This is a genomic window from Arthrobacter sp. AOP36-C1-22 (assembly GCF_052377515.1).
GTDB lineage: Bacteria > Actinomycetota > Actinomycetes > Actinomycetales > Micrococcaceae > Arthrobacter_H.
Map to the genome: position 1 here is coordinate 41,488 of NZ_JBQSWW010000014.1, position 25,358 is coordinate 66,845.

30 protein-coding genes and 3 tRNA genes are annotated in these 25,358 nt (G+C 66.4%); 17 read left to right on the top strand and 16 right to left on the bottom strand.

Translation table 11 applies throughout. The annotated features are described in order from the left end of the window. Nucleotides 1-36: 36 nt before the first annotated feature. The gene (locus ACT3S6_RS09455) at nt 37-1,161 is read right to left on the bottom strand and encodes an ABC transporter permease (protein WP_444554721.1); all 1,125 of its coding nucleotides are present in this window, start codon (nt 1,159-1,161) and stop codon (nt 37-39) included. 97 nt (nt 1,162-1,258) lie between these two features. Beyond that, nucleotides 1,259-2,680 (bottom strand): amino acid permease, encoded by a 1,422-nt coding sequence (locus tag ACT3S6_RS09460; RefSeq protein ID WP_444554722.1) that lies wholly within the window; start codon nt 2,678-2,680, stop codon nt 1,259-1,261. Nucleotides 2,681-2,812: 132 nt separating this feature from the next. Here ACT3S6_RS09460 and ACT3S6_RS09465 point away from each other — a divergent pair, with 132 nt between their 5' ends. The 3 genes from ACT3S6_RS09465 to ACT3S6_RS09475 are packed head-to-tail and all read left to right on the top strand — an operon-like array spanning nt 2,813 to nt 4,585. Further along, nucleotides 2,813-3,121, top strand: a complete 309-nt coding sequence (locus ACT3S6_RS09465; RefSeq protein ID WP_444554723.1) for a thiamine-binding protein — start codon at nt 2,813-2,815, stop codon at nt 3,119-3,121. A gap of 47 nt (nt 3,122-3,168) precedes the next feature. Next, nucleotides 3,169-3,687, top strand: a complete 519-nt coding sequence (locus ACT3S6_RS09470; RefSeq protein WP_444554724.1) for a GNAT family N-acetyltransferase — start codon at nt 3,169-3,171, stop codon at nt 3,685-3,687. Continuing rightward, entirely contained in the window at nt 3,680-4,585 is a 906-nt protein-coding gene (locus ACT3S6_RS09475) for a spermidine synthase (protein ID WP_444554725.1), read from the top strand. Before ACT3S6_RS09470 ends, ACT3S6_RS09475 begins: the two co-directional genes overlap by 8 nt. Here the strand turns inward: ACT3S6_RS09475 and ACT3S6_RS09480 are convergent. Continuing rightward, the gene (locus ACT3S6_RS09480) at nt 4,582-5,076 is read right to left on the bottom strand and encodes an NUDIX domain-containing protein (protein ID WP_444554726.1); all 495 of its coding nucleotides are present in this window, start codon (nt 5,074-5,076) and stop codon (nt 4,582-4,584) included. The two genes, ACT3S6_RS09475 and ACT3S6_RS09480, sit on opposite strands and share 4 nt — an antisense overlap. A gap of 42 nt (nt 5,077-5,118) precedes the next feature. Next, the gene (locus tag ACT3S6_RS09485) at nt 5,119-6,561 is read right to left on the bottom strand and encodes an NCS2 family permease (protein ID WP_444554727.1); all 1,443 of its coding nucleotides are present in this window, start codon (nt 6,559-6,561) and stop codon (nt 5,119-5,121) included. 125 nt (nt 6,562-6,686) lie between these two features. Here ACT3S6_RS09485 and ACT3S6_RS09490 point away from each other — a divergent pair, with 125 nt between their 5' ends. Further along, nucleotides 6,687-7,655, top strand: a complete 969-nt coding sequence (locus ACT3S6_RS09490; RefSeq protein WP_444554728.1) for a universal stress protein — start codon at nt 6,687-6,689, stop codon at nt 7,653-7,655. 88 nt (nt 7,656-7,743) lie between these two features. On the opposite strand, the gene ACT3S6_RS09495 is transcribed toward ACT3S6_RS09490, so the two are convergent. Together ACT3S6_RS09495 and ACT3S6_RS09500 are read right to left on the bottom strand one after the other, a co-directional pair. Then, on the bottom strand, nt 7,744-9,546 hold the full coding sequence (locus ACT3S6_RS09495) for an NlpC/P60 family protein (protein ID WP_444554729.1): 1,803 nt from the start codon (nt 9,544-9,546) through the stop codon (nt 7,744-7,746). Nucleotides 9,547-9,786: 240 nt separating this feature from the next. Continuing rightward, on the bottom strand, nt 9,787-10,158 hold the full coding sequence (locus ACT3S6_RS09500; RefSeq protein WP_444554730.1) for a metallopeptidase family protein: 372 nt from the start codon (nt 10,156-10,158) through the stop codon (nt 9,787-9,789). A 116-nt stretch (nt 10,159-10,274) separates the two neighbouring features. On the opposite strand from ACT3S6_RS09500, the gene ACT3S6_RS09505 reads away from it, so the two are divergent. The 8 genes from ACT3S6_RS09505 (at nt 10,275) to ACT3S6_RS09540 (ending at nt 12,972) form a co-directional block, all read left to right on the top strand. Further along, nucleotides 10,275-10,347: transfer RNA gene (locus tag ACT3S6_RS09505), tRNA-Glu, on the top strand. An 83-nt stretch (nt 10,348-10,430) separates the two neighbouring features. Then, nucleotides 10,431-10,504, top strand: a tRNA-Asp gene (locus ACT3S6_RS09510). 54 nt (nt 10,505-10,558) lie between these two features. Then, nucleotides 10,559-10,634: transfer RNA gene (locus ACT3S6_RS09515), tRNA-Phe, on the top strand. Between the two features lie 107 nt (nt 10,635-10,741). Continuing rightward, the gene (locus tag ACT3S6_RS09520) at nt 10,742-11,233 is read left to right on the top strand and encodes an Asp23/Gls24 family envelope stress response protein (RefSeq protein WP_444554731.1); all 492 of its coding nucleotides are present in this window, start codon (nt 10,742-10,744) and stop codon (nt 11,231-11,233) included. After that, nucleotides 11,230-11,421, top strand: a complete 192-nt coding sequence (locus ACT3S6_RS09525) for a hypothetical protein (protein ID WP_444554732.1) — start codon at nt 11,230-11,232, stop codon at nt 11,419-11,421. Before ACT3S6_RS09520 ends, ACT3S6_RS09525 begins: the two co-directional genes overlap by 4 nt. After that, the gene (locus ACT3S6_RS09530) at nt 11,418-11,786 is read left to right on the top strand and encodes a hypothetical protein (protein ID WP_444554733.1); all 369 of its coding nucleotides are present in this window, start codon (nt 11,418-11,420) and stop codon (nt 11,784-11,786) included. Before ACT3S6_RS09525 ends, ACT3S6_RS09530 begins: the two co-directional genes overlap by 4 nt. Beyond that, nucleotides 11,783-12,361, top strand: a complete 579-nt coding sequence (locus ACT3S6_RS09535) for a DUF6286 domain-containing protein (RefSeq protein ID WP_444554734.1) — start codon at nt 11,783-11,785, stop codon at nt 12,359-12,361. Before ACT3S6_RS09530 ends, ACT3S6_RS09535 begins: the two co-directional genes overlap by 4 nt. Then, entirely contained in the window at nt 12,358-12,972 is a 615-nt protein-coding gene (locus ACT3S6_RS09540) for a hypothetical protein (RefSeq protein ID WP_444554735.1), read from the top strand. The genes ACT3S6_RS09535 and ACT3S6_RS09540 overlap by 4 nt, the downstream gene beginning before the upstream one ends. A gap of 1 nt (nt 12,973) precedes the next feature. On the opposite strand, the gene ACT3S6_RS09545 is transcribed toward ACT3S6_RS09540, so the two are convergent. The 10 genes from ACT3S6_RS09545 to ACT3S6_RS09590 form a co-directional block, all read right to left on the bottom strand. After that, on the bottom strand, nt 12,974-14,683 hold the full coding sequence (locus ACT3S6_RS09545) for a glycoside hydrolase family 13 protein (protein WP_444554736.1): 1,710 nt from the start codon (nt 14,681-14,683) through the stop codon (nt 12,974-12,976). Nucleotides 14,684-14,816: 133 nt separating this feature from the next. Beyond that, nucleotides 14,817-15,656 (bottom strand): hypothetical protein, encoded by an 840-nt coding sequence (locus tag ACT3S6_RS09550; RefSeq protein WP_444554737.1) that lies wholly within the window; start codon nt 15,654-15,656, stop codon nt 14,817-14,819. After that, nucleotides 15,653-16,108 carry a hypothetical protein gene (locus ACT3S6_RS09555; RefSeq protein ID WP_444554738.1) on the bottom strand — a complete coding sequence of 152 codons (456 nt, stop codon included), beginning with the start codon at nt 16,106-16,108 and terminating at the stop codon, nt 15,653-15,655. The genes ACT3S6_RS09550 and ACT3S6_RS09555 overlap by 4 nt, the downstream gene beginning before the upstream one ends. After that, entirely contained in the window at nt 16,105-16,707 is a 603-nt protein-coding gene (locus ACT3S6_RS09560; RefSeq protein WP_444554739.1) for a hypothetical protein, read from the bottom strand. Before ACT3S6_RS09560 ends, ACT3S6_RS09555 begins: the two co-directional genes overlap by 4 nt. Nucleotides 16,708-16,709: 2 nt before the next feature. Continuing rightward, nucleotides 16,710-17,273, bottom strand: a complete 564-nt coding sequence (locus ACT3S6_RS09565; protein ID WP_444554740.1) for a hypothetical protein — start codon at nt 17,271-17,273, stop codon at nt 16,710-16,712. A 27-nt stretch (nt 17,274-17,300) separates the two neighbouring features. Further along, on the bottom strand, nt 17,301-18,152 hold the full coding sequence (locus ACT3S6_RS09570; RefSeq protein WP_444554741.1) for a hypothetical protein: 852 nt from the start codon (nt 18,150-18,152) through the stop codon (nt 17,301-17,303). After that, nucleotides 18,149-18,658 (bottom strand): hypothetical protein, encoded by a 510-nt coding sequence (locus ACT3S6_RS09575; RefSeq protein WP_444554742.1) that lies wholly within the window; start codon nt 18,656-18,658, stop codon nt 18,149-18,151. The genes ACT3S6_RS09570 and ACT3S6_RS09575 overlap by 4 nt, the downstream gene beginning before the upstream one ends. A 15-nt stretch (nt 18,659-18,673) precedes the next feature. Further along, nucleotides 18,674-19,180: a hypothetical protein gene (locus tag ACT3S6_RS09580; protein ID WP_444554743.1), complete on the bottom strand. Its 507-nt coding sequence runs from the start codon at nt 19,178-19,180 to the stop codon at nt 18,674-18,676. A 102-nt stretch (nt 19,181-19,282) separates the two neighbouring features. Continuing rightward, the gene (locus ACT3S6_RS09585) at nt 19,283-20,134 is read right to left on the bottom strand and encodes a hypothetical protein (RefSeq protein ID WP_444554744.1); all 852 of its coding nucleotides are present in this window, start codon (nt 20,132-20,134) and stop codon (nt 19,283-19,285) included. Continuing rightward, a complete protein-coding gene (locus ACT3S6_RS09590) occupies nt 20,135-20,938 on the bottom strand; it encodes an exodeoxyribonuclease III (RefSeq protein ID WP_444554745.1) in 804 nt (267 codons plus the stop codon). A 112-nt stretch (nt 20,939-21,050) separates the two neighbouring features. On the opposite strand from ACT3S6_RS09590, the gene ACT3S6_RS09595 reads away from it, so the two are divergent. The 5 genes from ACT3S6_RS09595 to mmsB all read left to right on the top strand — a co-directional run bounded on the left by ACT3S6_RS09595 (nt 21,051) and on the right by mmsB (nt 25,332). Continuing rightward, the gene (locus tag ACT3S6_RS09595) at nt 21,051-21,416 is read left to right on the top strand and encodes a GntR family transcriptional regulator (protein ID WP_444554746.1); all 366 of its coding nucleotides are present in this window, start codon (nt 21,051-21,053) and stop codon (nt 21,414-21,416) included. A 9-nt stretch (nt 21,417-21,425) separates the two neighbouring features. Further along, nucleotides 21,426-22,364, top strand: coding sequence for an ATP-binding cassette domain-containing protein (locus ACT3S6_RS09600; RefSeq protein WP_444554747.1), 939 nt, complete (start codon nt 21,426-21,428; stop codon nt 22,362-22,364). Beyond that, entirely contained in the window at nt 22,361-23,152 is a 792-nt protein-coding gene (locus ACT3S6_RS09605) for a hypothetical protein (RefSeq protein WP_444554748.1), read from the top strand. The genes ACT3S6_RS09600 and ACT3S6_RS09605 overlap by 4 nt, the downstream gene beginning before the upstream one ends. 168 nt (nt 23,153-23,320) lie before the next feature. Continuing rightward, on the top strand, nt 23,321-24,412 hold the full coding sequence (locus tag ACT3S6_RS09610) for an enoyl-CoA hydratase/isomerase family protein (protein ID WP_444554749.1): 1,092 nt from the start codon (nt 23,321-23,323) through the stop codon (nt 24,410-24,412). Continuing rightward, nucleotides 24,409-25,332, top strand: a complete 924-nt coding sequence (gene mmsB / locus ACT3S6_RS09615; RefSeq protein WP_444554750.1) for a 3-hydroxyisobutyrate dehydrogenase — start codon at nt 24,409-24,411, stop codon at nt 25,330-25,332. Before ACT3S6_RS09610 ends, mmsB begins: the two co-directional genes overlap by 4 nt. Nucleotides 25,333-25,358 lie beyond the last annotated feature (26 nt).

A 25,358-nucleotide genomic window follows, 5' to 3' on the forward strand; every position in this document is an offset into this window, starting at 1 on the left:
TGGTTCGAAAGGGCCGTGCCGGGACGGCCCGGGGCGTTAGTTGCCGCCCAGGGCGATCAGCGCATCGACCTTGGTGGTCCGCCGGACGGCCAGGGCCGACCCGGCCAGCCCCAGGGCGACGATCCCGAGAATGGGCAGCAACGTCGTGGTCGCGTCCACCAGGAAGGGGGCGGCCTGGGCGGCGAAGAAGCCGCCCGCTATCCCCACCGCGCCGCCCAGTGCGGCCCCGGCGACCAGGACGATGGCGGCCTGGGTGATGGCATCGCGCAGGATGTACCTGCCGGAGCCGCCCAGCGCCTTGAGCACCGCGATGTCGCGGGTCCGCTGGACGGTCCAGACGGTGAGGAAGGCGACGATGACCAGGGCGGAGATGCCGTACAGGAAGGCCTGCATCATCAGCAGCGAACCGTGCTCGCTCTGATAGGCACCCAGGGCCTGGAAGGCGCCGGTGCGGGTGGTGGTCACGGTATCGGCGGCGGAGTTCGCTGCCGCCTCGTCAACGGCGGCCCCGTCGTCGTAGGTGATCGCCGTGACGGTGCCGACCTGATCGGGGTTGGACAGATGGGCGATCTTGGTCCAGGTCGGCAGGGCGGTCCAGACGACGCTGGTGTGGGAGTACCACTGGTCCTCGACCACGGAGGCGACCCGGAGCTCGGTCCCGCCCAGGGTGACCCGGTCGCCGGTGGTCACCGAGAGGTCCTCGGCGGCGGTCCGGCTCAGGACCACGGTGTCGTCCTCCACGCTGGCCGGGGTCAGCTGGCCGCCGGGGTCGACGCCGAAGACGGCGACGTTGGTGGTTCCTCCCGCGGTGTCGGCGGAGCCGGACTGCAGCCGGGTCTGGCTGATGCCCAGCGGTTCGGCGTTCTTCACGCCGTCCACGCCCTTCCAGGTGTCGACCTGGGTTTCGGTGACTTCGCTTTCGGTGAAGGACGCCTTGGGTTCCGAGGTGCCGGGGGCGCCGAAGGCGATGCTGTCCACGGGGGCGGACGTGCCGCTTTCGTGGACGGATCCGAGTTTGGCGATGGACGACGTCGATTGGTCTCCCAGGCCGGCGGTCAGGCCCGAGAGCATGACCAGCAGCAAGGTGATCAGGGCGACGACGCCGCCCATCAGGGCGAAGCGGCCCTTGGCGAAACTGATGTCACGGATGGCGAGGAACAAGGTGTACTACTTTCGGGGTCGTGGTGGCCGGATGGCCTATGTATCCACTCTCCCGTCGAGCGTCCTTCGTTCCATCAACCGATCGGTTGATCCTGTCTCACCCCTGGATTTCGGCGGTCTCCAACTCGATCCTGCGCCGTCCCTCCGGCCCGACGAAGCGGTAGGCGATCAGCAGCATGAGGGTCCAGACGGCGCCGACCACCAGCGCAGTCCGTCCGGCTTCGCTGAAGCCCAGGATGAACACGATGAAGACCATGAAGGCCAACCCCAGGTAGCTCAGCACGGGCCAGAACGGCAGGACGTAGTTCCCTGCCGGCTGGCCGGTGGCCCGCAGTTCCAGGCGCATCCGGTGGTGGGCCAGCAGGATGGTTCCCCAGGTGAAGACGGTGGCGAACGTGGCGATGGAGGCGACGATGAGGAAAAGCTGGTCGGGGATCCAGAAGTAGAGTCCCAGACCGATCAGTAGGCACACCGAGATCAGGGCCACCGGCCAGAGCGGGATCCCGTTGCGGGAGAGCCGCCCGAAGGAAGCCGGCGCATTGCCCTGTTCGGCCAGCCCGAACATGGTGCGGGTGGCTGCGTAGAAGATGGAGTTCATGGCGGACAACGCGGCGGTGAGGACGACGGCGTTGATGATGTGTTCCGCGGCCGGGATGCCGAGGCCGGCGAAGACCTGCACGAAGGGGCTGCCCTCGGAGCCGATCTCGTTCCAGGGGAACAGGCAGAGCATCACCCCGATGGAGAGCACGTAGAAGAGCAGGATGCGCATCGGGACGGTGTTCACGGCCTTCGGGATGGCCTGGGCCGGGTCCCCGGTCTCCCCGGCGGTCATGCCCAGGGTTTCGATGCCGCCGAAGGAGAAGACCACGATGCCCAGGCTCATGACGATGCCCCAGACACCGAAGGGGGCGAACCCACCGTGGTCGAAGAGGTTGTGCAGGCCCGGCTGGTAGCCGCCGACCTGGACGGCGAAGATGATGAGGTAGAGGCCGCCGACGATCATGGAGATGATGGTGACGATCTTGACCAGCGTGAACCAGAATTCCAGCTCCCCGAACACGCTGACCCGCAACAGGTTCAATCCGCCGATGAGCAGCATGGCGGCCAGCATCCAGATCCAGCCCGGGGCGTCCGGGTACCACATGCCCATGTATTGGCCCACGGCGGTCATGTCGGCGATCGCGACGACGACCATCTCGAAGGCGAAGGTCCACCCCACCAGGAAACCTGACAGCGGGCTGATGTACCGGTTGGCGTATTGCGCGAAGGAACCGGCCACCGGGTGGCGGACCGCCATCTCGCCCAGGGCACGCATCACCGTGAAGACCACGCAGCCGGCGATGATGTAGGCCACCAGCACCGCGGGCCCGGCCGCCTGGATGGTTTCGGCGGACCCGTAGAACAGGCCGGTACCGATCGCCGAACCGAGGGCGATGAAACGGATATGCCGGAGGGAGAGCTTCCGCTCGAGGGAGGGCCCCGACGTCGTCGGCGGGGTGGAAGTCCGTGATTCTTGCATGGTCCTACCTGGGGTAGCGGCTAAGGGAAGGCGGTCCACGGTGTCGGCGAACCGCATTAACTGTGGCACAGGATGTGCGTCTGAACACAATGCATGGGTGACAACCGTCTCCCGTGGTGGGATCCTGAGGGCATGATCGTTGCCTTCTCTGTTTCCACCAACATGCCGAACACCGACGGGTCGGTCCACGAAGCCGTGGCCGCTGCCGTGCAGGTCGTCAGGGAATCCGGCCTGCCGAACAACACGTCCTCGATGTTCACCGAGATCGAAGGGGAATGGGATGAGGTGATGGATGTGGTCAAGCGGGCCACGGAGGCGGTCGCCGCCTACGGCAACCGGGTCTCGCTGGTCCTCAAGGCCGATATCCGCCCCGGCCATACCGGTGAGCTGACCGGGAAGATCGACCGCCTGCAGAAGGCGTTGGAACGCAGCGACAGCTGATCGGGGGCCGTGGCGGTCCTCGGCGGTGACCCCAGTACGCTGGTGGGGTGCGAATCAACGACTACACCATCCGGAAGGCCACGACCGAGGACATTGCCGGCACCTTGGCCATGAAACTCGCCGCCTGGCGGGAAACCTATGCCGACCAGCGCCCCGAGTCGTTCTTCGAGGCCGAGGAGGCCCGCCGCGAGGCCCAGATCGACTGGTGGACCCGCGGACTGGCGGCCGGGGCCGACCTGTGGATCGCCACCGCCCCGGATGGGCGGGTCGTCGGTTGTGCCGGCGGTGCCCCCGTCCATGACGAGGATGCCCCGACCGGTGCCGTGGCGGAACTGCAGATGCTCTATGTGCTCGCCGAGGCCCACGGGACCGGACTCGGGGCCGGATTGATGCGGGCGACGATCGGGAACCTGCCGGCAGTGGTGTGGATCCTCGAACACAATCCGCGCGCCCAGGCCTTCTACCGCAAGCACGGGTTCGACTTCGACGGCGCCCGTGAGCTGCTCGCCGATGAGTGGGCGGGCCTGGATGAAGTGCGGATGGTCAGGCCGGGTCCCCGTGGCTAAATCCCGCTCCCGCGGAAATTCGTCGGGCAAGACCCGTCCCCGGAAGACGACGGCCGGTCCAGCAGAGAGGCGGGACCCCCAACCGGGGGACTATCCGATCGATACGGGGACGGCGACCCTTGAACGAGACCCCTATGACGACGGCGGCTGGATCCTGAAGGTCAACGGGGTGCCGTCCTCGCATGTCGATGTCGGGGATCCGTTGCGTCTGGATTTCGAATACATGCGCTGGATGGCCGCCCTGGTGGGCGCCCGCTACCCGCAGGAGCGCGACGGCGGTGGGCCGCGGTTGCGGGCCCTGCATCTGGGCGGCGGGGCGTGTTCGATGGCCCGGTGGATCGCTGCCGCCTACCCGGAGGCCCGCCAGGTGGTCGTTGAACTCGACGGACGCCTCGCCGAGTTGGTGCGCGGGTGGTTCGACCTGCCGCGGGCGCCGAAACTGCGCCTGCGGGTGGGGGAGGCGGGCGAGGTCCTGCGCTCGCTGACCGATGACACCCGGGATCTGCTCATCCGTGACGTCTTCGCCGGGGATAAGACCCCTGCGGACCTGACCACCGTGGGCTTCACCCGCGAGGCGGCCCGCGTCCTGGCCGGGGAGGGGCTGTACATCGTGAACTGCGGGGACACCCCGAAATTAGAGACGGCACGCCGGGAGGCCGCCACCATCGGTGCCGTCTTCGCCCACACGGCGATCGTGGCCGACCCGGCGATGCTCAAGGGCCGTCGCTACGGAAACATGGTCATTGCCGGCTCCAACGCCCCCATCCCGGCGGGACCAGGGATGTTGCGCGAGCTGCTCGGCGGTGCAGTGCCCGCCCAGTATTGGGAAGACGCCCGCGTCCGTTCCTTCGCCGGGACCTCGGCGGTCATCGACGATGGACCGGGAACCCCCGGCTAGAAGGCCTGGAAGTCGCCCGTGCGCACATATTCGAGGTAGAGCTCCAGCACCCGGGCCGCGGAACGGCTCATCGGGTGCGGAGGATCCGCCAACGGCCGGAAAGCCACTTCGGTGACCTCGGACTCCTCGGCCCGGACCCGCCCGTGGGCCCCGCGCCAGAGGAAGCACAAGCCGAAGGCATGCAGCCGGTCGCCGTTGGGATAGAGCAGCTCGTGGTATTCGGGATCCGATAATGACGCGAACGGGACCAGCTCCGCCGGTGGGGCGACGAGCCCGGTCTCCTCGGCCAGTTCCGCACAGGCGGCGGCCCGGAAGCCCTGGCCGGGTTCGGCGGCCCCTCCGGGGAACTCCCATTGCCCGGTATCGACCCGGCGCTGGAACAGGGCCCTGCCCTCGTCGTCCAGGGCGATCACCTGGGCGCCGGGCACCAGCAGCAGGCGCGAACCCACGTCCTGACGCAGCTGCCATACATACGAGCCTTCATGTGCCATCCGGTCAGCCTAGACCCTGCCGGCGCGGTGGGCCCGGGGACGCTAGATGCCGATGGCCTGATCGATGACGCCGATCCCGAAGAACACCACGAACGCCGCGGCCACGGCCCACATCAGGGGATGGATCTCCTTGGCCCGACCCTGCACGGCCCGGATGAAGACGTAGGCGACGAAACCGGCACCGATGCCGTTGGCGATGGAATAGGTGAAGGGCATCAGGACGAAGGTCAGGAAGGCCGGCAGCGCCACCCCCCAATCGGTCCAGTCGATCCTGGTGATCTGGGTGATCATCATGAACCCGACCACCACCAACGCCGGGGCCACGGCCTCGAAGGGCACCAGGTGGATCAGCGGGGTCAGGAACATCGCGGCGATGAACAACAGCCCGGTGACGATCGAGGCCAGGCCGGTGCGCGCCCCCTCGCCGATGCCGGCCCCGGATTCGACGAAGATCTGGCTCGACGAGGAGGAGGCGCCGCCGCCGGCGATGGCCCCGAGCGAATCGACCAGCAGCACGCGGTCGACGTCATGGATGTTTCCGTCCTCGTCGACGTTCCCGGCCTCGTTGGCCAGCCCGACCATGGTGCCCATGGCGTCGAAGAAGATCGAGAGCAGGATGACGAAGGCCAGCAGCAGCGCCGAGGTGGCGCCCAGATGCTGGAACGGTCCGACCACGTTGGCCTGGCCGATCAGGCTCAGGTCGGGGGCCTGCCAGTCGGGGGTGGACGGGACCACGAGCGACCAGCCCTGCGGGTTGGAGGTGGTGCCGTCGAAGGACGGGCCGATGTGGAAGACGGCTTCGAGGAGGTTGGCCAGTGCCGAGGCGGCGACAATGCCGATGAGGATCGCCCCCTTGACCTTGCGGACCACCAGGGCCATGGTCAGCAACAGGCCCACCACGAAGACCAGGGTGGGCCAGCCGATGAGTTCGCCGTCGAATCCGAGTCCGACCGGCACCGTGGTCCCGGCCTCGTCGGGGATGCGCCGCACGAAGCCGGCATTGACCAGGCCGATGAGGGCGATGAACATGCCGATGCCCACCACGATGGCGGTCTTCAGGCTCGGGGGCACGGCGTTGAACACCGCGGTCCGGAAGCCGGTGAGAACCAGTACCAGCATGGTGGTGCCGGAGATGACGACCAACCCCATGACGTCCGGCCAGGTCAGGCCGGGGTTCGTCGCGACGGTCACGGCGACGAAGGCGTTCACTCCCAGCCCGGTGGCCAGGGCGAAGGGGTGTTTGGCCCAGGCCCCCATGAGGATCGTCAGGATGCCGGCGACCAGGGCGGTGGCTGCGGCGACGCGGGCCGAACCGAGCTCGGCTCCGGTGGAATCGGCACCGCTGAGGATCAGCGGGTTGAGCACCACGATGTAACTCATGGCGAAGAAGGTCGCCAGCCCGCCGCGGATCTCCCGGGAGTAGTTGGAACCACGTTCAGTGATCTTGAAATATCGATCGAGGGTGCCGAGCCCGTTTTTAGCCATGGGCAGAATCCTAATGTGCCTAGTGGGGCTCAAACGACTTGGAAGTAGGTAGTGTGAGGAAGTGAACCACCCCGGTGGTTTCATAGCCGGAAGAAGCATAGGCCGACTGCCAAGGAGTGACCGTCATGAGTGAGGCAAACGTTCCACAGGAGGCCGCGATGTCGGCGGAGGGCATCGTCGTCGGCGTCGACGGTTCGGACCCGGCGCTATGTGCCCTGGACTGGGCGGCCGTCGAGGCTCGACGGCGCGGGGTGCCGTTGAATGTCGTCACCTGTTACACGATCCCGGTCTTCGCCGCGTCCAGCATGGATGCCGGGTACGCGACCCTGGATGACCAGGTCATCCGGGATGGCGCCCAGGAGGTGCTGGACGCCGCCCGGGAGCGTATCGGTGAAACGGAGGTGGACGTCCGCCTGCGCATCGAATCGGGCGACCCCTCGGGCGTGCTGATGGAACTCAGTGAAGAGGCCGACCTCATCGTGGTCGGGACCCGCGGCCGCGGCGGTTTCGTGGGCCGGCTCCTCGGATCGGTCAGTAGTGCCCTGCCCGCCCACTCCAAATGTCCCACCGTCGTCGTGCCGGTCTGCACCGCCGAACGTTCGGAAGCCGACCCGGAGATCCGCGACGTCGTCGTCGTGGGCATCGACGGTTCGGATCGGGCCCGGCGGGCCGTCCTGGTGGCGGCGGAGCAGGCCATGCTGCGGGCGGTACCGCTGCGGGTGGTGTGTGCACTGCCTCCCGTGAGCGGATCGCTGGCCTGGATGCCGGCCACCGTCGACCAGGAGGCACTGACCCTGGATGTACGCCGCCAACTCAAGGTCGGCGTCCGTTGGCTGACCAGCCACTTCCCTGAGCTGGTCATCGAAACCGAGGTGATCCAAGGAGCCCCGATCGAGGTGCTCATCGAGGAGTCCTCGAGGGCCGAGCTGCTGGTGACTGGTTCACGCGGCCGGGGCGGGTTCGCCGGCATGCTGCTGGGCTCCACCTCGCAGGGCGTCCTCCACCACTCCAAGGGCCCGGTGCTGGTGGTCCCCGATTCCCCGGATCCCCGCTTGGAGGACCGCGCCGACTTCGATACCGACGACGTGGACTGAGCCGGCGGCAACCAATTCGCCCTCCACTGGAAAGGCCCCCGTCCCACCATGGTGGGACGGGGGCCTTTTCCGGCCTTGCGGCGCTGGATCAGTAGCGCACGCCGTAGGAGTAGATGTTGTTGACCCAGCTCAGCGGGGTGGTCGAGATCCCGGCTGAGGGGTTCCGGGCATGGACGACCTGTCCTCCACCGAGGTAGATGGCGACGTGGTAGAACGACGCGCCGCCGTTGCTGGTGGAGAACACCAGGTCACCGCGCTTGAGCTGGCTCAGCGGAACCTTCGTGCCCCCGGCGAAATACTGCTGCGATGAAGTCCGTGGCAGTGAGATGCCGCTCTTGGCGAAGGCCCGCTGCGCGAAACTCGAGCAGTCGTAGGAGTTGGGTCCGTTGGCGCCGAAGACGTAGCCCTTGCTGTTATCGGAGGCGGTCCCCAGAGCCCAGGCGATGGCCGATTCCTTGGACGAGCCGGAGGAGGACTGTGCGGCCTCGGCGGCTGCCTTCTCCTTGGCCCGCTTCGCTGCCGCGGCCTTCTCCCTGGCCTTCTTGTCCGCGGCGGCCTTTTGCTGCGCCCGCCGGTCTGCTGCGGCTTGCGCTCGTTGTTCGGCGGCCTTCTTATCCGCTGCGGCTTGCGCTCGTCGTTCCGCTGCCGCGGTGGCCTTCTTGTTTGCGGCGGCCTGCGCCGCCTCGGACCGGGCCTTCTTGGCTGCCGCCTGCTCTTGGGCCCGCTTGTGCGCGGCGGCCTTCTTCTGTGCTGTCGTGGGCCCGGAATTCGAGGCGGCAGGAGCTGCCGGCTTGGGCTCCGAGGTCTGGGTGTTGGCTGGCTCCCGGGGGGCGGCCTTCACCGGGGAGGGGGTCGAAGCGGCGACCGGTTTCGGATCCGTGGCCGGGGCCTGGGCGGCCACCGGGGCCTGGCTGGGCTTCGTGGTCTTGGTCTGGGGGGCCGGGGCCAGTGACGTGTTGCCGGTGGCCTCGTCCGGTACTGCCTCCGGGGCAGCGGCGAGGGCCTGTGGCTCTTCGGCCGGCTCCTGTGCCGCCGGTTCCGCCGGTGCTGTGGCCAGTTCGGTCTGGAGGGCCTCTTCGCGTTGGGCATCCTCCATCGCGGTGATGCGTTTGGCTTCGTCGGCGCGTTCGGTATCGCGGAGGTAGGCGAGCTGGTCGATGAGTTCGCTGCGGAGCTTCTTCTGCTCGGTGACGCGGTCCGCGTAGGCCGTGCGGGTGCGCTCGGCCGCCTGGAGGGCGGTCTCGTTCGCGTCGGCAGCCTCGGTGGCTGCCGTCTCGGCTGCGTCGGCGTAGTTCTGCCAGTCGGCCCACAAGGACGCGGCCTGCTGGGCTGTGGTGAGCGTATTCGAACGGTTGGTGGCCAGCGTGTTCATCGTCGCGGCCTTATACAACACATCGTTGTGCTCTGAATCGTTCACCAGGGAGGTGATGCCGGGGTTGACCCCGCCGTTGCGGTAGAGGTCGCTGGCCAGTTGCCCGACCTGCTTCTTCACCGAGTCGTAGTACTTGGTGGCCTTGGCTGCTTCCGTGCTGGCCGCAGCAGCTGCCTCGTTGCGCTTGGCCAGGGTCTGGGAGGTGGTCTCGTAGGCGTCCTGGTCGTTGGCCGCGGAGGCCTCGGCGTCGGTCAGCTCCCGGGTCGAATCCCCGATGAGGTCCTCGATGTCGGAGACCATGGCCTTCAAGGCCGCGGGGTCCTTCTTGGCGGCGGTGACCTCGGCCTTGGAGGGAAGGGTGCGGTCCGTGGGGACGGACGCGGCGAACGTGTTACCGAAGGCGGAGCTGTTGATGGTCGTGTCGACCGGTGCAGCGGTCGCTGCACCTCCGGTCATCAGGGTTCCCCCGATCAAGGCGACCGTGCACGTGGCTACGCCCAGAAATTGGCCCTTGGCCATATCGAATCCTCACTGCGAGTGGTGAACCGAACCGAGCGTCCAACGCGGCCCGCCAGGGCGTGCGTCAGGTCACGGTTAGGTTACTGCTTCACCCGAGACTAGAGGAGAATAGGTAACAGTGGCAACACGAGTCACGTCTTCATCATAAATAACATCCGTGTCATTTCGTTGCATATTCCTCGGCGTTGCGCAAACTTTCGACCGGCCGAGAGGGGGTCCCGGCTCGTGAGGAGGTCTCGATCAGCCCCAGCCCCAATGGTGGAGCGCTTCGTCGTCGATGCCGAAATGATGCGCGATCTCGTGCACCATCGTGATCTGGACCTCGGCGATGACCTCTTCGCGGGACGAGCACGCCGCCAAGGTGTCCTGCTGGAAGATGATGATCCTGTCGGGCAGGGCGCCGGCGCCCCAGCCGTCGTCGCGCTCGGTGAGGGGGATGCCGTCATAAAGTCCCAGCAGCGAGGTCTCCGGGTCCTCGTCCGGCAGCGGGATGTACTTGTCCTCGATGAAAACGACCACGTTGTCCATCATGGCCAGCAGGCGTTCGGGGATGTTGTCCAGTGCCTCGGAGGCGGCGTTCTCGAAATCTTCATCCGACATGCTGTAGGCCATGAGGCGACTCTATCCACTGCGCCGTTCCGGCGGTGAAGGCACGGTTTTGCGCGGGGCGAAAGGTGCCTTATAGTTGATGACGTCGCTGAAGGACTCTTATGTTCGACAGTCGTCCGGCCCCCATCGTCTAGCGGCCTAGGACACCGCCCTTTCACGGCGGCGGCACGGGTTCGAATCCCGTTGGGGGTACGAGCAGGTCCTGATTTCACCAGTATGAAATCATCTGGTATTATTTAGGACTTGTGAAGCGAGGGTAAAACCTTGTGAAACTAGGCCCTGTAGCGCAGCTGGTTAGCGCGCCGCCCTGTCACGGCGGAGGTCGCGGGTTCAAGTCCCGTCAGGGTCGCTTTGATTTTCCTTGTGAGGGAAGATCACGGTGATCATCGCCTAGATGATGCCAGGCTCTGTAGCTCAGTTGGTAGAGCGTTCGACTGAAAATCGAAAGGTCACCGGATCGACGCCGGTCGGAGCCACCAGCTAGAACCCCTCGGGTATCCCGGGGGGTTTTCTGCATCCGTGGTCCTTTCCCACTGACGGTAGGCTGGAGGCGGGTCCGTGCGCTTCGAACGAAAGGCCGTCACCGATGAACCAGCCCGAGCACACCGCCGCGCACCCGGCGACCGCGGGAACGACGACGATCACCGATGCCGCGGCGGCCAAGGTCGCGGCGGGTGCCGCCCGCACCGTCGCCGGCGTTCATTCACTCGGGGTTGGTTCCAACCGGGCCCTGGGGGCGCTCCGTGGTGCCGTGGGTGCCGGGGATGTAGCACAGGGCGTCACCGCGGAAGTCGGTCAGGCCGAGGTGGCCGTGGACATCACGCTGACGGCCGAACACGGCCGTCCACTGCAACGGATCGCCGAGGACGTGAGGGCGGCGGTCTATGCGGCCGTCGACGAGCTGACCGGGTTGCACGTGATTGAAGTGAACATCGAAATCGCCGATGTCTGCGCCCCCGAAGTCCCCGAGCAGGCGGTCCCCGGGCCCGTCGTGCCGGAAATGCCCTCGAGGGCGCCCACCACCGGCTCCGCCTCGATCGTCGACCCCGACACCCCCGGAAGGATGGAGCAGCCATGAACCCCACAGCGCTCGGACTCGCCGTCGCCGCCGTGCTCGGCTGGGCGGCCCTGACCCACGGCTTCGGGGGATTCCTGCTGATGGCCGTCTTCCTGGCTGTCGGCATGCTGGTCGGACGGTTCATGGATGGCCGTCTTGATATGCGTCGGGTCCGTGACGCCCTGACCGGACGGCGTTCCTCATCGTGAGCGCCGAGACCACCGGCCCCGGGCGGCGCCCCCGGGCCGGACACACCCGGATCAGTACGCAGGCCCTGACCAGTTCCGCCCGGATCATCGCCTCCGAGGTCTTCGACGTGCAGCCGGGAAGCATCAGGGTCTCGCTCAATGACGAATTCGGTGCCTTGGCCCTGCGACTGAGCCTGCCCTTGCCCATTGCCCCGTTGGCCTATGACCGGCCCGCGGGCCTGGACGCCTCCGAATCGGTGATGGGCCGGGCCCGTGATGCCCGGTCCACGGTGCGCGACCGGTTCGTGGAGCTCACCGGCTCCCATGTCAGCCGCGTCGACGTCCGGGTCACCGGCGTCGTCCTGCGCAGAAGGAGGACGTCATGAACGACGACGAACGCCGCAAGCTCCAGTCCCACGAACTGCATAGCGCCCGATCGACCGCTTCCATCATCGCCGCGGTGCTGGTCACCGCGATCTGCCTCTACTTCATGTTCGAGGCGGCGATGAAGTCGCTGGGCCAGGAGGTGTGGATCCGTTCCCCGGGCGAATGGGGTGACTGGCTTACCCGCCTGCCGGAGTCGGCCAACTCCCTGGTGCTCGCTGCCGGTTCGCTGGTGGTGCTGGCCCTGGGATTGTTCTTCCTGCTCCACGGGGTGCTGCCTGGCCGCAGGGCCCGGCACGCGATCCCCAACGAGCGGGCGATCGTGGTCATCGACGACGGCGTGCTCGCCTCCACCCTGGCCCGTCGGGCCCGCACCGAAGCCGGGGTGGCCCCCGAACAGGTCGTGGTGATCGTCAGCCGCAACCACGTCGACGTCCAACTGCGCCCGACCTCCGGCATCGGCATCGACGCCGAGGCGGTCCACGCTGCCGTCCGCGATGAACTGGAGGCCAACCGGATCGACCCGTTCCCCGACGTCAGGATCCAGGTCGCCGAGACGGGGGTGGTCGGACAATGAACCGGACCCCGCGCGCGACCAACCGCATCGTGCTCACCTTCCTGGGCCTGCTCATGACCGGGGTGGGCCTCCACGGGCTGCTCCTGGCAGGCTTCCCCGGCTACGCCTCGGGCTGGCGTGGCCTCGCCGACGAGCTGCGCACCGGCTTCATGCAATTACTGGACAACACCACGCTGGAGGGCCAGCGTGATTCCTGGTTGTGGATCGTGGTCTCGGTGGTGATGATCGCCCTGATCCTGTTGATGATCTGGTGGGCCGCCGTCCAGGGGCAGGGCAAGACCGGGATCTTCGCCCGCGAATACCGTGAGGAAGGGACCCGTGGGGTGGTTGAACTCGCCGCTGCCGTTCCCGAACAAGCCTTCAAGGCCTCCCTGGCGGGACGCCCGGACCTGGTGTCGATATCGGTGACCTCCTGGTCCTCGCCACGGTCCAGCGCCGGGCTGCGGATCAAGGTCCAGCCCCGGCTCGGGGCTGCGCCCTACCGGATTGCCGAGGACCTCTCGGCGCTCGCCGTTGACCTGGACCAGGTGCTCGGCGCCAGTGGCCCGGTGGTCATCCACCTGGCCACCGGCGCCCGCACCCGCATGTCACGGGCCGAAAGGGTGCGCTGACCTACTGTTCGGGCACCAGCCACAGCGCGGCATCGGGTTTGAGCAGGCCGTCGTCGGTGCACACTTCCGGAGCGCTGGCGGCCAGCACCGACATCCCCGCGGGGACCTCCACCGGCTTGGTGCCCAGGTTGGCCAGCACCTGCAAGGTGCCGTTGGTGTAGGAGAGCACTCCCTCGGACGGGGCATTGGCCGGCGCCCAGTCCAGCTGACCGCGGCCCAGTTCCCGCTCGGCACGGTGGGAGAGCAACGACCGATACAACTCGAAGGCCGAGCCTTCGACGCCCACCTGCTGGTCTGCCGCGTAGCGGGTGTAGCTTTCGGGCTGCGGCAGCCACGGTTCGGCGGCGCCGGATTCCTGCGTGCCGGCATCGTGGTTGACGGGGGAGAAACCCAGCCCCTCTTCACCGGCGGCCCACGGCATGGGGATGCGGCACCCGTCACGGCCCCGTTCGGCCCCCTCGGTGCGGAAGAAGCTGGGGTCCTGGCGCAGCTGATCGGGCAGCGTGGTGTGTTCGGGCAACGTCAACTCATCGCCCTGGTAGATGTAGGCGGAACCGGGCAGCGCGAACATGATCAGGGCCGCGGCCCGTCCGCGGGCGGCGCCCAGGGCCTCGTCGGGCTGTTCATCCTGGGCGGCGATGCCCTTGGGGAACGAGGTCGGGTCGGTCAGGCCGAAGCGTGAGCAGTGCCGGACCGTATCGTGGTTGGACAGCACCCAGGTCGGCGGTGCGGCCACGACGGCGGCCTCGGCCAGGGTCTCGGTCACGTTCTCCACGATGTTCCGGGCATTCCAGCCGGCCAGCAGGAAGCCGAAGTTGAAGGCCTGCTGCATTTCACCTGCGCGGACGTAGCGGAAGATCCGCTCCATCGGCTCGACCCAGGCTTCCGCGACCATCATGCGGTCGCCGTCGTACTCCGCGAGCACCGCGTTCCACTCCTCGTAGATCGCATGGACGCCCTCCTGATCGAAATACGGTGGGGTGGCGCTGGCTGCGGCCTCCTCGTTGCCCTGGACCATGCTGACCTTCTCCGACCAATCCGGCAGGCCCTCGGCCTTGACCATGCCGTGGGCGACATCAACCCGGAAGCCGTCCACCCCGCGGTCCAGCCAGAAACGCAGGACGGAGCGCATCTCGGCGTGGACCTCTTCGTTCTCCCAGTTCAAATCGGGCTGCTTGGTATCGAAAAGGTGCAGATACCACTGCCCCGGGCTGCCGTCGGCGTTGGTAGTGCGGGTCCAAGCCGGTCCGCCGAATAATGACTGCCAGTTATTGGGCTCCACGTCGCCTGCGGGGCCCTGGCCATCGCGGAAGATATAGCGGTCGCGTTCGGGGGAGCCGGGGGCCGCGGCGAGTGCCTGGCCGAACCAGACATGCTCGTCCGAGGTGTGGTTGGGCACCAGGTCCACGATGATGCGGATGTCTTCGGCGTGGGCCCGGGCCAGCATGTCGTCGAAGTCCTCCAGCGTGCCGAACAAGGGGTCCACCTGACGGTAGTCGGCGACGTCGTAGCCGGCATCGGCCTGCGGGGACTTGTAGAAGGGGGAGAGCCAGACGGCGTTCACCCCCAGCTTCTTCAGGTACCCGATCTTGGAGGCCACTCCACGCAGATCGCCCATGCCGTTCGCGTCGGCATCGGCGAAGGAACGCGGATACACCTGGTAGATGACCGCATCCTGCCACCAGGGGGTGTGCTGGGCGTGCTTGGACATGGAACTCCTCAGGGGGTCTTTGCCGGGATCCGGACAGTGGGTATCAGAGACGAATGAATCGTCTCCAGCCTAATGCAGGCCCGGGGGCCGGCAGGTGCCCCGGACCGACGCGGGGCCCCGTTCGGGGACGGGTCTAGAGCAGATGCACCGGCCGCGTGAAGAGCATTGCCTGGATCCTGTCCTCGATCTGGTCCAGAACCGCGCTGGAACCCATGGGGACCAGGAGCATGCTGTGCTCGTCGGGCTGTGCCAGCCGGTATTGACCGCGCCGTCCCGCGTGGACGTAGGTCAGGGACTCCAGGCTGCCGTCCTGGCCGACGCCGTCGAAACTCCAAATCATCCACGGTTCCGTCCACGCGTCCCGGAACGCTTCGTTGGCAGCGTCCGGGGCGGGAGGTGGGGCGTTGCGCATGACCTTCGCGTCGAGGATGTCCATGCCCATGGAGTCGGGTTCCAGGGCCAGATTCCAGGCCGGGCCGATACCCAGCCAGCGCAGGATGTGCGTACTGAGATCCGGCAGGGGCACCAGCTCTACGTTGAAAAGCTCGTCGTCAGGCCGCTGCTGAGCTGGATCGAATTGACCGTCGTTCCAGGCGGAGCCGGCAATGACCAGCGCCATCTCGTCGTTGGCCCAGATCTGCAGTAGTTCCTGGCGGCCATCATGGAGCGCCGAGACCCGGAACGTGAAGGGCGAATCACGCATCAAGGCGTTGACCGCCTGTCCGCGTCTGGTCAGCTTGTTGCCGTCGACCAGGGCAGCAGCCTCCAGCTCTTTGACCTCGGCGGCGTGGATGAAGCGCTGGAGGAGACCGATGACTGGATCCTGCCCGCGGCCCGACAGGAACTCGATCGATTTTCCGTTGAGCCATGACCCCTCGTAGTGGAAAGGCTGGTGTGAGGCCACGGCGGTCAGGTCCGGCAGAGGGGTTCCGTAGCTGGTTGCCGTGGCCGCATCGGGGACGAAGGTACTCATACGGCGGCCTCCATCGCCGTGGTCGACCGGGCGATCTGCTCGAAGATCTCGGAGAAGGCGGGCCAATCGGAGACGGCACACGTCGTGGTGACCTGGAGTGCGAGCCCGTTTTGGATGGTGAGGAAGTCGCAGGCCCGAACCCGCAGCCGGTCGTCAGGGGATTGGTGCGTGTAGTGGATCACCCGGCCGGGGACGTCCCATAGGCGGACGTCGACGATGAAGGAATTCACCAGGTGGTCCGTGAGGCCATCGATGGCCCGTACTGCGAGCTTATCCAACGTGTCGTCGAACGGGGCCACGGTTACTACGAGGTTCGGTGCGAACCGTCCGGCCGGGCCAGGCAGGTAGGCCAGGAGCTCGGTTCCCTCCCGGACCGATCCGCTGACCCATGCCGCAGGGATCCTGAATGAAGCTCTACCGGTTCGACCGGTGATCGGCTGATCGGATGTCATGATTCCGTCATGTCCTGATCTTGGCGATCCTTCCATGGCGGCACGAAAGCGTTCTGGCGCCCGGAAGCGTACAGCCGGCACGCCCTGACATTGCGGAGGCGACGACGGCGCAGGCTACTGTCGGCAGGCATTGCCTCAAAGGCAGCAATCTCTTCATCCGTGAAGGGGATGGCGCGCGATTCATCCTCCCGTCGACGTTCCCAATCGCGGTTCCAGCGGGGGGTCGCCCGGAGCGGCCACCAGAGGAACGACACGATTCCTGCCAGCCACGGGCCCCAAAAAATCGGGAGGGTCCACCACAGCTGGCGCATGCGCTCGTCATTGGCCGCTTCGAAATAAATGGTCGGCAACATCATCGTCAGGGCAGTAGCGAAGCACAACAACATATAGGGCCACTTATGCCTGGTCTGGAACCACGTCAGCGGAACGTTGATGACGCCGGGAGCCAATACCCACGATCGCCAGTTTCCATGCAGTGCCTTCAGTGCCGGGTATGCCAGGCCGAAGATGATCAACAGGATCATCACGGTGCCGATGATCAGATTGGGGGTATAGATGAAGTTGAGCCAGACTTCTGCCGGGTCGGTGGTTACTTCCATGATTATGCTGTCTCCTCGGACAAATCCCCGTGACACGTTTCAGCGGCTCCTCCGGGCGTCGGGAGCCCACGGAGGATTTCCGCGCAGCGCTCGATGTCAGCCAGTTGCTTTGCCCGCTTCTTCGACGGCTCCTTGGCCTGCACGATGGCCACTTCCTCTTCCATCCAGGGATTGGTTTCTCGGGTGCCACCGGCCTGGCCCCAGGAGCGGTACCACCGCGGGCTCAGCCACAGGGGCCACCAGGCAAAGGAGAGGATGACGAACGCCCAGGGAGCGAAGAATAGATCCCACACGGTTTGGCGGGCCCGTTCCCATCCCAAGACTTCCGCGGGGAGGGAGAGCAGCGCGATCCCCAACGATACGGAGGCGGCAGCAAACATGAAGGGCCAGGCGTTGCGCGAGGATATCTGGAAGGGGATGCTCGGAGCCAACACCCAGCTGCGCCATCTACCGTTTAACGCCTTGCGGGCGACCTGGGTCGGAATCCACCACAGTGCCAGCACGACGAGCACGAAAACCCAAAAAGCCGGCCAAAAGAGCAAATACCAGTTGGCGTCTTCAATCATTCAAGGATCCTATCGTTTTGGGCCCCGTCAGGGCAGGACGGGGTCTCGTTGGAACACCATGGCCTGGAGGCGGTCCTCGATTTGGTCGAAGACATAGGTCGAACCAGTGGGGATCAGCATGACCGACTCGCTTTCCTGCTGGGCCAAGCGGTGCTGGCCCCGACGACCGGCCGTCAGGTAGGTCAAGGGGTCCAGATCGCCGGCCGGGCAACTGCCCTCGAGACTCCAGAGCATCCACTTCTCCCGCCACGCATCCTGGAGTACATCGTTGGCATCGTCCGGGACAGCCGAGGACCCGTTCATTTGGTCTTCTATCGCGGTCATGGGGATTTCAACGGGGAGGAGGTCGAAGTTCCATGCCGGAGCGAGGCCCACCCACTTGGCCATCAGCGTCGAGAGATCCAGCAGGGGGACCACACGGATGTTGACGTGGGCCGGGGTCGGCTGTTCAACGAATTCCGGGTTGCCGGCGGCATGATACCCAGGCTGGGTGATGATGAGGGCCATCTGCTCCGAGGCCCAGCATTGGAACAGGTACTCGTGATTCTCGATGAGCCCGGAGAGACGGAAGGAAGCCTCGGCTTCATTCATGACCGCGACGAGAAGCTGCCCACCGGAGGTGAGTTCGTTTCCCGAGACCAGCTCTGCCTCCCGCAGCTCTTCCAGCTGGGACCGCTGGAGCCTCTGCTGCAAGCGGCCGGGACGATAACCGCCCACCATCTTCATCAGAAGCTCGACGGCACCGCTGTGGACCCATGCTCCATCGTAGGAAAAGGGCTGCTGGGTACCGATTTCGCCCAGATCGGGCAGGGGCGCCCGTAACGCTGCTTGGGCAACGGGGTCGGTGCCGCTGAAGTAGATGGTGTCTTTCCCGGTCATGATGCGCCTTCTGTTGAGGTGGACACGGAACGGGCCATGGTTCCAAGCGTGGGTTCGAAGATCGGCCACTGGGCGGTGGTGGTCGTTCCAGTCACCTGGATGGCCAGACCCGAGTCGATGAACAGCCACTCCGCGGAGCGCAGGGTTGCTCTCGTTTGGGTTGATTCGTGGGTGTAGGCGATGGTTCGACCCATCGACAGTACGTCCAGATCATCGACGGACGGGACGGAGTCATCGTCAAGGGATTGTTCCTTGTCCCAGATCCTGACGTCGAACAGGTAGGGCTTCTGGAGGGTCGTCGTGAGGCCGTGGACGGCGCGGTCGAGGAACTCGTCGATGGTGCCGTCGAACGGGTTCACGGTCACGATCAGGTTGGGCGCGAAGGTCCCTTCAGGACCAGCCAGGTAGGCGAAGAGTTCGAATTCGTCGCGGATGGATTCTGCTTGCCAGGGTTCTTCGAGGACCAGCGTCGCACGTCCGGTGCGGCCCGGGATCTTGGTTTCCATGATGGTGGCTCCTGCCTAGCGGCGGACGGGTTGGTCGGAGGCCTGTGCGCTGTAGCTGCGGCAGGCCTCGATGTTCTTTTCCAGCCGGCGTCGACGCTTGCCTTCGGGTAGACGCCGGACAGCGGCGATATCGGATTCGGTGAACGCCATGATGCTTCGCTTGCCTCCGGCCCGGCGCCAGGTGCGGTACCAAGCGGGTCCGAATGATTTGGGCCACCAGAAGATTCCCACGATGGCTCCGATCCAGGGGATCCAGAAGGGGCCGTTCCACATGAATTTCCGGGCTGCCTCCCAACCCAGTGCCTCGAAGACCAGGGATGGCATGACCACGACGATGGCCAGGCCCATGGACAGCAGGATGAAGGGCCACGTATTGGTCAACGAAGCCTGCCATGGCAGGTATGGGGGAGCATTGACCCAGGAGCGCCAGCTGCCTTTCAGCGCGCGGTAGGCCGGATAGATCAAGCACCAGGCAAATGCGCCGATCAGGGGAATCCCGAAGACGATCGCGTCGCTGTACATCCAGGCGGTCCCGGAGCCCCCCGTCATACGCGGGCACCCGTGGAAAATCGGTTCGTTTGAATAAACACGGGGTTAGCCTATCGAAAGTTTTCCGGCGGCGCGTCAGTTGGCGCGGGCGAGCTGACGGACCTTCAGCCACCTGTTGGTCAGGCGACGGTAGGCGGCGGCCGCCCCGAGCATGTCCTGTTCGGATAAGGACTCGATGCCATGCCGCAGGTCCTGGGGGGAGTCATCGGGCCATACGCGTTCGGCGATCGATCCGTAATCCAACTCGATGATCGAGTCCTCGTGGAAGAGGTGCAGCCATTCATCCAGGGCGGTGAGCTCGTCCAGGATCTCCAGTTCCGGTGCGTGGAGGGCCAGCGAGGCCGCCGCATGGCGGGTGCGCTCCAGGACCTGGACGGCCGGGGCGCTGAGCCGGACCGTCAACAAGGTGGTGCCGTCCTCTTCGAGTTCACAGTGGTCCTCGTCCGTGATCAGGACGAACCACCCCAACGGGATGCCCCAGGTCGCGCTGCGGGTGTGGAGCGAAGCGACGTCCCCGGCGAAGGCTTCGGAGCCGATGCGGCCGGCGTTCGCCCCCCGGGCGGCGTCGGGGACCAGAAGTTCCAACAGGGCCGGGCGCATGCTGGAATCGAGTTGCTCGGCAGCCAAGGTCGCCCGGGTCGGTAGCTGGTCCGGGCAATAGTACGGTGCCGTCAACCCGTCGGCCCCGGGGTAGTGCAGCTCCCGGTACCGTTCGGCCTGTTCGTGGGGGAACGGGTCGGGAACACCGCGGGTCAACCGTTCCAGGGCTTCGGCGGCCGCCCGTTCCTCGAAGGCGGTGCGTCCCACGCCGCGTTGGGCCGCAATGGCCAGTTGGGCTTCGTCGTCGTAGGCGCGTAATGGCTCGAAGACCCGCAGATACGACGTCGGGGGAAGCCGACGCCGCGCCTGTGTCCCCGTCTGTGTCATCTAATCCAGCTCCACGACCACGGGGGCATGATCGGATGCGCCCTTGCCCTTGCGCTCCTCGCGGTCGATCCAGGCCCCGGTCACCCGTTGGGCCAGGGCCGGGGAGGCCAGGGTGAAGTCGATGCGCATGCCCTCCTTCTTGGGGAAGCGCAGCTTCGTGTAGTCCCAGTAGGTGTAGACGCCCGGGCCGGGGGTGTGCGGGCGGACGACGTCGGAGAAGCCGGCCTGAACGAAGGCCTCGAAGGCTGCTCGTTCGGGGCCTGAGACGTGGGTCAGCTCATTGTCGTGGAAGTAGTCGATGTCCCAGACGTCCTCGTCCAAGGGGGCGATGTTCCAGTCACCCATCAGGGCGACCTGCGCCTGGGGATCATCGGCGATCCAGCCGGCGGCGTTTTCCTTGAGCCGGCGCAGCCACTCGAGCTTATAGGGCATGTGTTCGTCCTGCAGGGCGCGGCCGTTGGGGACGTAGAGGCTCCAGATTCGTACGCCGTTGCAGGTGGCGCCGATGGCCCGGGCCTCCTGGACCGGATCCTTGCCGCCCTTGCCGAAGGTCGGCTGGTCGGGGAACGTCCGCTCGACGTCGTCGAGTCCGACCCGGGAGGCGATGGCCACCCCGTTCCACTGGCTGAACCCGAAGTGGGCGACTTCGTAGCCGTTGTTCTCGAACAGTTCCCACGGGAAGTTCTCGTCCTTGCATTTGGTCTCCTGGATGGCCAGCACGTCGGCGTCGGTGCGGCGCAGCCAGTCTTCCACGCGGTCGGCGCGGGCTCGGAGGGAGTTCACGTTCCAGGTAGCAATCTTCACGACTCCAACCTATCAATCCGGGGCCGTTCCGGGCGCAGGGGTTGACGAGCGGAAAACGAGGTGCTTTGGTTAGTTACATGACCAATGAACCAACCAACGGGCGGTGAGCGCGATGGACGATTCCAAGCCGATCTTCATCCAGCTCGCCGAGGAGATCGAGGGCCGGATCCTCGAAGGAACCTACCCGGAGGGGACCCAGGTCCCCTCGACCAACGAATTCGCGGCATTCATGCGGATCAACCCGGCGACCGCCGGAAAAGGGCTGAACCGGCTCGTCGACGCCGGGATCCTGCACAAAAGAAGAGGTATCGGCATGTTCGTAGCCACCGGGGCCCTCGACCGGCTCAGGTCCGTCCGGCGCGAGGCCTTCGGGGACCAGTACCTCTCACCACTGATCGACGAGGCCGCACGACTGGGCATCGATTCCGACGAACTCATTGCGATGATCGGCCACCGTGCCGCCGTCGCGGGAAAGTGAGGCGCGATCATGAGTCTCGCCATTGAAACCACCGACCTGACGAAGGTCTACCGTCACACCGCCGCGCTGGATCATGTCAGCCTCGGCATCGAAAAGAACACCATCTGTGGCCTGCTGGGCCGCAACGGAGCCGGGAAGACGACCTTGATGTCCATCCTGGCCGGCCAGGAACTCAAGACCTCGGGCCAGGCCCGGGTGCTGGGAGCGGACCCCTTCGAAAATGCCGCGGTGCTGGCCCAACTCAGCTTCGCGCGGGAGAACCAGAAATATCCCGAGGAGTTCAAGGTCTCCCACGTGTTGCGCACGGCCCCCTGGTTCTACGCCGGCTGGGATGCCGGGTTTGCCCGGCGCCTGATCGGGGAATTCCGGCTACCGCTGAAGACGCCGATCAAGAAGCTCTCCCGCGGGCAGCTCTCCGCAGTGGCCATCGTCGTGGGCCTGGCATCCCGGGCACCTGTCACCTTTTTCGACGAGCCCTACCTCGGGCTCGACGCGACGGCCCGCGGCATCTTCTACGACCTCCTGCTTCAGGACTACATGGAGCATCCACGCACCATCCTCATGTCCACGCACCTGATCGATGAGGCCGCGAACCTGCTCGAGCACGTCGTGGTCCTGCAGGATGGCCGCAAGATCCTGGACTCCTCCGTGGAGGAGGCCACCGCCTCGGCCTTCACCCTCTCCGGTACGGCGACTGCCGTCGCCGAGGCGACCGGGCCCCGGAAGGTCCTGCGCACCCAGGCCCTGGGAGGCCTGCGCTCGGTGACGATCGCCGGGATCCCCGACGAACGTCTATACGCCGATGCGCGGGCCGGCGGGCTAGAGGTCGGCCCGGTGAGCCTGCAGGAACTCGTGGCTGCCCACGGGCTCCTTGAAGGCGGGGAGCCGGCCGCCGTGGCCCACCCAGCAGAGAAGGACCAGACCGAGGCCAAGGAGGCCCTCCGATGAGCATCACCCAGCCGCGCCCCGTGGCGGGCGCACCGTCCGCGCAGCCCACCCTGCCCACGCAGCGACCCGTCGGGGCCCTGATGAAGATCGTGCGCCTGCATTTTGCGGACCCGATGCGCATGATCGGGGTCCCGCTGTTCATCTTCGGCAGCATCATCGTGCTGTGCATCGTCGTCATGGGCTTATTGCGTTCCTTTGCGCCGGCTTCCCCTGCGGAACTGACCGAGGGGTTCGGCTACAACCAGGCGACCTTGTGGTGCTTTGCCGGGTACTTCGTGAGCATCGGCGTCATGGCCTACTCCCGTACCATGCCCTTTGCCCTGGGGATGGGTTCCACGCGGCGGCAGTACTTCGTCGGCACCTGCCTGGCACTCCTCCTGGAGTCCGTCTTCATCGGGGTGACGATGACCGTGCTGCTGGCGCTGGAGAAGGCCACCGGCCACTGGTTCAATGGGGCCCGGGTCTTCGATGTGGTGGCCATCGGGAACGGGAGCTATTCGAGCACCTTCCTGATGGGGTTCGGGCTCAGCGCCGCGATGTTGTTCATCGGGGCGATGTTCGCCGTCGTATTCCTGCGCTGGAACCAGAAGGGCGTCATCGCGGTCATCTTCGGCACGGTGGCGGTCCTCCTGGCGTTGATCTGGTTGCTTCTGGCGGCCGGGGTGAATCCCTTCGGCTGGTTCGAGGGGGCGACCTTCGCGAAGATCGCCCTGATCATGATCCTCGTGGCGCTGATCAGCGCCACCGGCAGCTGGCTGATGCTACGCCGGGCCCCGGTGGGACGATAGCCCCCGGCGGATGGGTGCTCCCTAGAAATTCCTAGGATGTCCGAGTACCTTGGAGTCCGAGTGACCTGGACCATGGTCGATTATGCCGGTCCGGGTCAACGAACTGCCACCCGACGCTGGGCCGGAGGAAGACCGCCGCACCAGCGCCGCACCGCCGGAAGGACAACCATGAGCGACGCCCCCACCGAACCCGAGGTCCTGTTCGAGGTCCGAGGAACGCTGGGCATCATCACCCTGAACCGACCGAGGGCCGTCAACGCGCTGACCCACGGGATGGTCGAAGCAACCCTGGCCCAGCTCACCGCCTGGAGCGACGACGACGCGGTGGTGTCCGTGATGATCGCCGGCGCCGGTGACCGCGGCCTCTGCGCAGGGGGCGACATCGTGGCCATCTACCGTGACATCCCCGAAGGCGGGGCCGGCACCGCAGCCTTCTGGCGCACCGAATACCGGCTCAATGCGCTGATCCGCAACTACCCCAAACCCTTCATCGCCTTCATGGACGGACTGGTCCTCGGTGGCGGGGTGGGTATCTCGGCGCACGGCAGCCACCGGATCGTCACCGAACGCACCCGCAGCGGGATGCCCGAAACGACCATCGGCTTCGTCCCCGACGTCGGAGGGCTCCACCTGCTCTCCCGGGCCCCGGGGGAAGCGGGAACCCACGCCGCGCTGACCAGCTCCCACCTCGATGCGGCCGACGCCCTGTTCCTGGGGTTGGCCGATTCCTACGTCCCCTCCGGCCAGCTCGACGAGTTGGCCACCGCACTGGAAACCGCAGGCCAGGGGGACGACGTCGATGGGATCATCGGGCGGTTCGCCCAGGCGGCGCCGGATTCGGCGCTCGCCGGCGAATCCACCTGGATGGCCAAGGACTACGCCGGGGACTCGATCGAACGGATCCTGGGACGCCTGCGCATCCGTGGAGGCCACGGCGCCGAAGCCGCCGAATTGATCGCCGCGAAGTCGCCGACGGCCGTGAAGACCACGTTGGCGGCACTGCGCCGGGCCGTCGGGCTGTCGAGCCTGGAGGAGGCCCTGGACCAGGACTACCGGGTCGGTGTGCGCATGCTCGCCTCCCCTGACTTCCTCGAGGGCATCCGGGCCCAGGTCATCGACAAGGACCGCCAGCCGAAGTGGAGTCCGGCCAACTTCGAACAGATCAGCCCGGAAATGATCCGGGACTACTTCGAGCCGCTCGGCCCGGACGAACAAGGCGGTGAGCTCGGACTCGCCGCCGACGCGAAGGAGCGTGCATGATGACCACGGAAACCGGAACGATTGCCTTTCTCGGGCTCGGGCACATGGGTGCTCCCATGGCGAAGAACCTGGTGCAGGCCGGCTACGACGTCCGGGCCTTCGACGTGGTCCCTGCCGCCGTCGAGGCCATCTCCGCCTCCGGGGTGCCGACCGCCTCCTCGGCGATCGAGGCCGTCCGCGGGGCCTCGGTGGTCCTGACCATGTTCCCCGGTGGACAGCAGCTGCTCGACGCCTATCGTGGGGTCGACGGGCCCGGCCTGCTCGACTCCGTCGACGCGGACACCGTGTTCCTGGACTGCTCGACCATCAATGTCGACGACGCCCGTGAAGCCGCCGGGCTGGCCGTGGAGGCCGGACACCGCAGTGTCGACGCCCCGGTCTCCGGTGGGGTGGTCGGCGCCGAAGCCGGGACCCTGACGTTCATGATCGGTGCCCTGGAAGCGGACCTGGAATCGGTTCGTCCGCTCCTGGAGGTCATGGGCGGGAAGCTGGTCCACTGCGGGGATCATGGGGCCGGGCAGGCGGCGAAGGTCTGCAACAACATGATCCTGGGCGTGAGCATGATCGCCGCCTCGGAGGCCTTCGTCCTGGGCGAGAAGCTGGGGCTGAGCAACCAGGCGCTCTACGACGTCGTCTCCACGGCCTCGGGCCAATGCTGGGCCGTGACGACGAACTGCCCGGTCCCCGGTCCGGTGCCGACCAGCCCGGCGAACCGCGACTACGAACCCGGATTCGCCGGGGCGCTGATGGCCAAGGACCTGGGCCTGGCGATGAGCGCCGTCGAAAGCACCGGGGTCGCCGCCGAACTCGGGCCGATGGCCGCACGGATCTACGAGCGATTCCGCGACGAGGGTGGTGCCGGCCGTGATTTCTCCGGCATCATCACCGGGATCCGCGACCGCTCCCACGGGTCCGACTGACCCGCGGGTCCCGAGCGCGACGATCA